The sequence below is a fragment of the Bradyrhizobium sp. genome, assembly GCF_049798375.1.
Lineage (GTDB): Bacteria > Pseudomonadota > Alphaproteobacteria > Rhizobiales > Xanthobacteraceae > Bradyrhizobium.
Genome location: NZ_JBARGP010000319.1, coordinates 1 through 4510 on the forward strand (window position 1 = coordinate 1; position 4510 = coordinate 4510).

At 65.6% G+C, this 4510-nt stretch carries 5 protein-coding genes; 4 read left to right on the forward strand and 1 reads right to left on the reverse strand.

Translation table 11 applies throughout. The annotated features are described in order from the left end of the window. Positions 1–215 precede the first annotated feature (215 nt). Entirely contained in the window at positions 216–1013 is a 798-nt protein-coding gene (gene murI / locus WA702_RS13620; protein ID WP_425111052.1) for a glutamate racemase, read from the forward strand. A gap of 5 nt (positions 1014–1018) precedes the next feature. Here the strand turns inward: murI and bla are convergent, their stop codons facing one another. Then, entirely contained in the window at positions 1019–1891 is an 873-nt protein-coding gene (gene bla / locus WA702_RS13625) for a class A beta-lactamase (protein WP_425111053.1), read from the reverse strand. Between the two features lie 95 nt (positions 1892–1986). Between bla and WA702_RS13630 the strand changes: the two genes are divergently transcribed. The 3 genes from WA702_RS13630 to rpsD all read left to right on the forward strand — a co-directional run. Beyond that, positions 1987–2763: an HpcH/HpaI aldolase family protein gene (locus WA702_RS13630; RefSeq protein WP_425111054.1), complete on the forward strand. Its 777-nt coding sequence runs from the start codon at positions 1987–1989 to the stop codon at positions 2761–2763. Between the two features lie 220 nt (positions 2764–2983). Further along, on the forward strand, positions 2984–3772 hold the full coding sequence (locus tag WA702_RS13635; RefSeq protein ID WP_425111055.1) for an acyltransferase: 789 nt from the start codon (positions 2984–2986) through the stop codon (positions 3770–3772). A gap of 275 nt (positions 3773–4047) precedes the next feature. After that, a partial coding sequence (gene rpsD / locus WA702_RS13640; protein ID WP_425111056.1) for a 30S ribosomal protein S4 occupies positions 4048–4510 on the forward strand: 463 nt, incomplete at its 3' end.

Genomic DNA, 4510 nt, shown 5'->3' on the forward strand with positions numbered 1-4510 from the left:
CCAGCGCGCCGACGCGGGACCGGGACCCATCACCACAGGAGGGGACTATTTGGGGAAGTGGGTCCAAGATATTGTTCCAACAACGACCGCCTGTGGCTATGGGTCCGGCGTTCGCCGGGACGACACCGGAAATTGGCGATAACGCCTGCCCTTCCCGCAAAAACCCCGCAATAAAACCGACTGAATCCCGCAACCCGATCCGCTACAATCATTCCGTGCCAAATCATCCCACGATCCTCATTTTCGATTCCGGCCTCGGCGGCCTCTCCGTGCTGCGCGAGGTGGTCCGGGCGCGGCCCGACGCCCATTATGTCTATGTCGCCGACGACGCCTTCTTCCCCTACGGCCACCACAGCGAGGAGGCGCTGGTCGCCCGCGTGGTGCCGCTGATGGGCGAGTTGATCGCGGCGCACCGGCCTGACCTCATCGTGATCGCCTGCAACACCGCCTCAGTGCAGGTGCTGGCGCCGCTGCGCGCAGCCTACACCTCGCCGTTTGTCGGCACCGTGCCGGCGATCAAGCCGGCCTGCGCGCAGTCCAGGACCAAGCGCGTCTCGGTGCTCGGCACCAAGGCCACCGTAGCCCGTGAATATACCCGCGCCCTGATCCGCGATTTTGGCGGTGAATGCGAGGTGATGCTGGTCGGCTCGCCGGACCTGGCATCATTGGCCGAGGCCGCGCTCGGCGGCGGCAGCGCAGCGGACGATGCAATCGCGGCCGAAATCATGCCCTGCTTCGTCGGCGACGCCGCAGATCCCGCCGCCCGCACCGACACCGTGGTGCTGGCCTGCACGCATTTTCCGCTGCTGCTCGACCGCCTGAAGCGGCTGGCGCCCTGGCCGGTCGCCTGGATCGACCCGGCGCCGGCGATTGCCCGCCGAGTCTGCGATCTGCTGGGGCCGCCCGGCGGCGAAGCGGAAGAGGCCGGCGCCACCATGATCTTCACCTCAAACAAGCCGCATACGCTGAGCCGCGCACTGACACCGTATTTTGGCGGCCGAGTGCCCGCCTGAAAGGCCTAGGCCAGCTGATGTCCGACCATTCGTCCGATATCCGCGAAAACGGCTTCCTGCTGCGGCGCGGTCGGCGAACCTCCCTGCGTATAGGCGCAGATCGGCACCGGGCCACCCGCATTGGGCCACGTCACGGCAATGTCGCCGGTGGCGTCGTGACCGTTGTTGCCCGTCTTGTCGGCGATCTTCCAGTTGCCCGGCAGGCCACCGCGCAGCCGGTTGTTGCCCGTCTTGCAGTTCAACATCCAGCCGGTGAGATTGTCGCGCGAAACCGGGGACAAGACGTCGCCGAGCACGAAGCGCCGCAAATTGCCTGCCATCGCCGCGGGCGTGGTGGTGTCGTTCGGGTCGCCGGGCGGAGAGCGGTTGAGCACCGGCTCGTTATGATCGAGACGCGTCACCGCGTCGCCGGTCGCACGCCAGAATGCGGTCAGGCTGGCCGGGCCGCCCACCCGCGCCAGCAGCAGGTTGGCACAGGTGTTGTCGCTCAGCTCCACGGCGGCTTTGCACATGTCGGCGACCGACAAGGCCGCTTGCGTCCCCTCGCCGAGATGTTGCCGCGCCACCGGCGCGTACTCGAGAAGGTCATTGCGCCCGTAGCTGATCATGGCGTCGAGATGATCCTGGCCACGATCGACCCGCGACAGGACCAAGGCGGCGAGCGAGGCCTTGAAGCTGCTGCACATCACGAAGCGTTCGTCGGCGCGCCAGGCGATCCTCGCCCCGGTCGAGAGATTTTCAGCATAAACTCCAATCCGGCCGCCGGTGTCCCGCTCGTAGGTCTGGAGAACGGCAGATTTGTCCTGTGCCTTCGCCAGCGCGGGCCAGGCGATCAGGCCGGACACGCCAACCAGGAAACTGCGTCGATCGATCGTCATGTGATGTCCTTCAAACCGGTCTATTCCGTAGACCACACGTACCGTCAGCGGAAAAGCCATCGCAGGACCTCGCGCAAAACATCTGGAGTGCCGCTTTGACACCTGCCAAACCCGCACCGCTCAACCGGCTGAAGCAGGCCTGGCGCGAGAAGCGCCCGACCTTCGGCGCCATCGCCACCATCCCGAGCATCCAGACGGTGCGGATCATGGCGCAGTCGCTCGACTGGATCATCGTCGATCTCGAGCACGGCCCGATCGACCTCGCAACCGCCCATGGCATGATCATGGCGACCGCAGGCACGCCTTGCGTGCCGCTGGTGCGGATCGCCGCCAACGAGCCGCATCTCGCCAAGGCGCCGATGGACATCGGCGCGCTCGGCATCAACTTCCCGATGATTTCGAACCGGAGCGAGGCCGAGAAGGCGGTGCGCAGCGTACGCTACCCACCGCGCGGCGAGCGGCTGTGGGGACCGTTCCACGCGCCGTTCCGCTGGAACGTCTCGATGGCCGACTACATGGCCGGCGCCGATGACGACATGATCTGCATGGTCACGATCGAGCATGTCGAGGCGGTCGAACGCATCGACGAGATCATGGCCACGCCCGGCATCGACATCGCGGTGATCGGCCCCGGCGACCTCGCCACCTCGATCGACAAGCGCGGCCAGCTCGACGACCCCGTGGTGCAGGATCTGATGGCCCGCGCCGAGGCTGGCATCCTCAGGAGCGGCATACCGATCGGCGGCGCCGCGCGGAGCGCGGACCAGGCGAACGCGATGATTGCGCGCGGCTATCTCGCCATTGCGCTCGGGTTCGACTGGTCGCTGTTCCAGCGCGGCATCGCCGCCAGCTTCGACGGGATCAAGCGGTAACGGACGATGGGCGGGGGTTTGCGCGGCCGGGTGCCGCTGCTAAGGTCCGCACGGGGAAACGACGCACGGAACATTCATATTGGCTGGAACTTGGGTTCCGACGACTCGCCTCGCCGGCGCCATAGACCGGTTCTAGCGAAGTGTTCGCCCCGAAAGACGCTGGCACCCGGGATCAACGAACCAAGATCAATCGAACAAGGCGACGGAAGCCGATCGGACGATGCAGGGAACGGTCAAGAATATCTCGCTGTTGCGCCGCCTGATCATCGATCTGATGCATGCGTCCCGCGATGTGCCGTTCGTGTCGCTGACGCGCACGCTTCATATCCGTCCGCTGATCGAGGCGCGGGCCGCCCTCGCCCGACGGCCCGGCTATGCCGCTGTATTCGTCAAGGCCTTCGCGATCGTGGCCCGCGACGAGCCGGCCCTGCGCACGCTCTACGCCAAATGGCCGCGGCCCTGCTTTTACGAGCTGCCGCGCAATGTCGCGATGGTCGCGATCGCCCGCGTCGAGAACGGCGAGCATTGCGTGCTGCCGCAGCGGGTTTGCCTGCCCGATCAGCTCGCACTCACTGAAGTCGATGCGGCGATCCGGTACGCCAAGGAGGCACCGTTCGCGGAGGTGCCGATGTTCCGCAAGATCCTGCTGGCCAGCCGGCTGCCGCTGCCGCTGCGCCGGCTCGCCTGGGCTGTTGGCGTCAATTTCGGCCGCCAGCGTGGCAATTATTTCGGCAATTTCGCGGTCACCAGCGTCGCCGCCTATGGCGGTGGCGTGCTGCATGCGGTGAGCCCGGGGCCTTACATCCTGAGTTTCGACGTCATCCGGCCCGACCACGGCATCGATGTCGTGATTCGCTGGGATCACCGGGTCACCGACGCCGCGCTGATCGCCCGGGCCTTCAGCCGGCTGGAGCAGGTGCTCAATGGCGAGATCGCGGCCGAGCTGCGGGCGTTACGGGCGGCCGAGCCCAAAGCCGAGCAAAAGGCGGTGCGGGCGGTCGGGGTTTAGGGCATTTGAGACGATGAGGGAGCGATTGCGGCCGATTCGGCCGGTTCGAACGTGAATTTGGCCGCAAAAGCAGGTCTATTGGTTTGACAAGGCGACGGTTTTGCCCGTAGAAACCGCCCTGCTCGCGGGCCGTTTCGGCCCGCGATGCGTTTCGCGACCCGTGGCCTCTCCCTTCATGCTTTGGGGGTTGGGCCTGTCGGTGCCGGGGTTTTAAACCCGGGCACACAGGAGGGCGCGTTTCCTCAAACCCGTAAATCTGACTTGAAGAGGACGCGATGACCAAGCGCAGTGAGGCGAAGTACAAGATCGATCGCCGCATGGGCCAGAACATCTGGGGCCGCCCGAAGAGCCCCGTCAACCGTCGTGAATATGGCCCCGGCCAGCACGGCCAGCGCCGCAAGGGCAAGCTCTCGGACTTCGGCGTGCAACTGCGCGCCAAGCAGAAGCTGAAGGGGTACTACGCCAACATTAGCGAGCGCCAGTTTCACGGCGTCTATGTCGAGGCCGGCCGTCTGAAGGGCGATACCGGCGAGAACCTGATCGGCCTGTTGGAGCGTCGTCTCGATACCGTCGTGTACCGCGCCAAGTTCGTGTCGACCATGTTCGCCGCGCGCCAGTTCATCAATCACGGCCACATCAAGGTCAACGGCCGCAAGGTCAACATCGCGAGCTATCAGCTCAAGATCGGCGACCTGATCGAGGTCAAGGAAGCCTCGAAGCAGCTCGCGATCGTGCTCG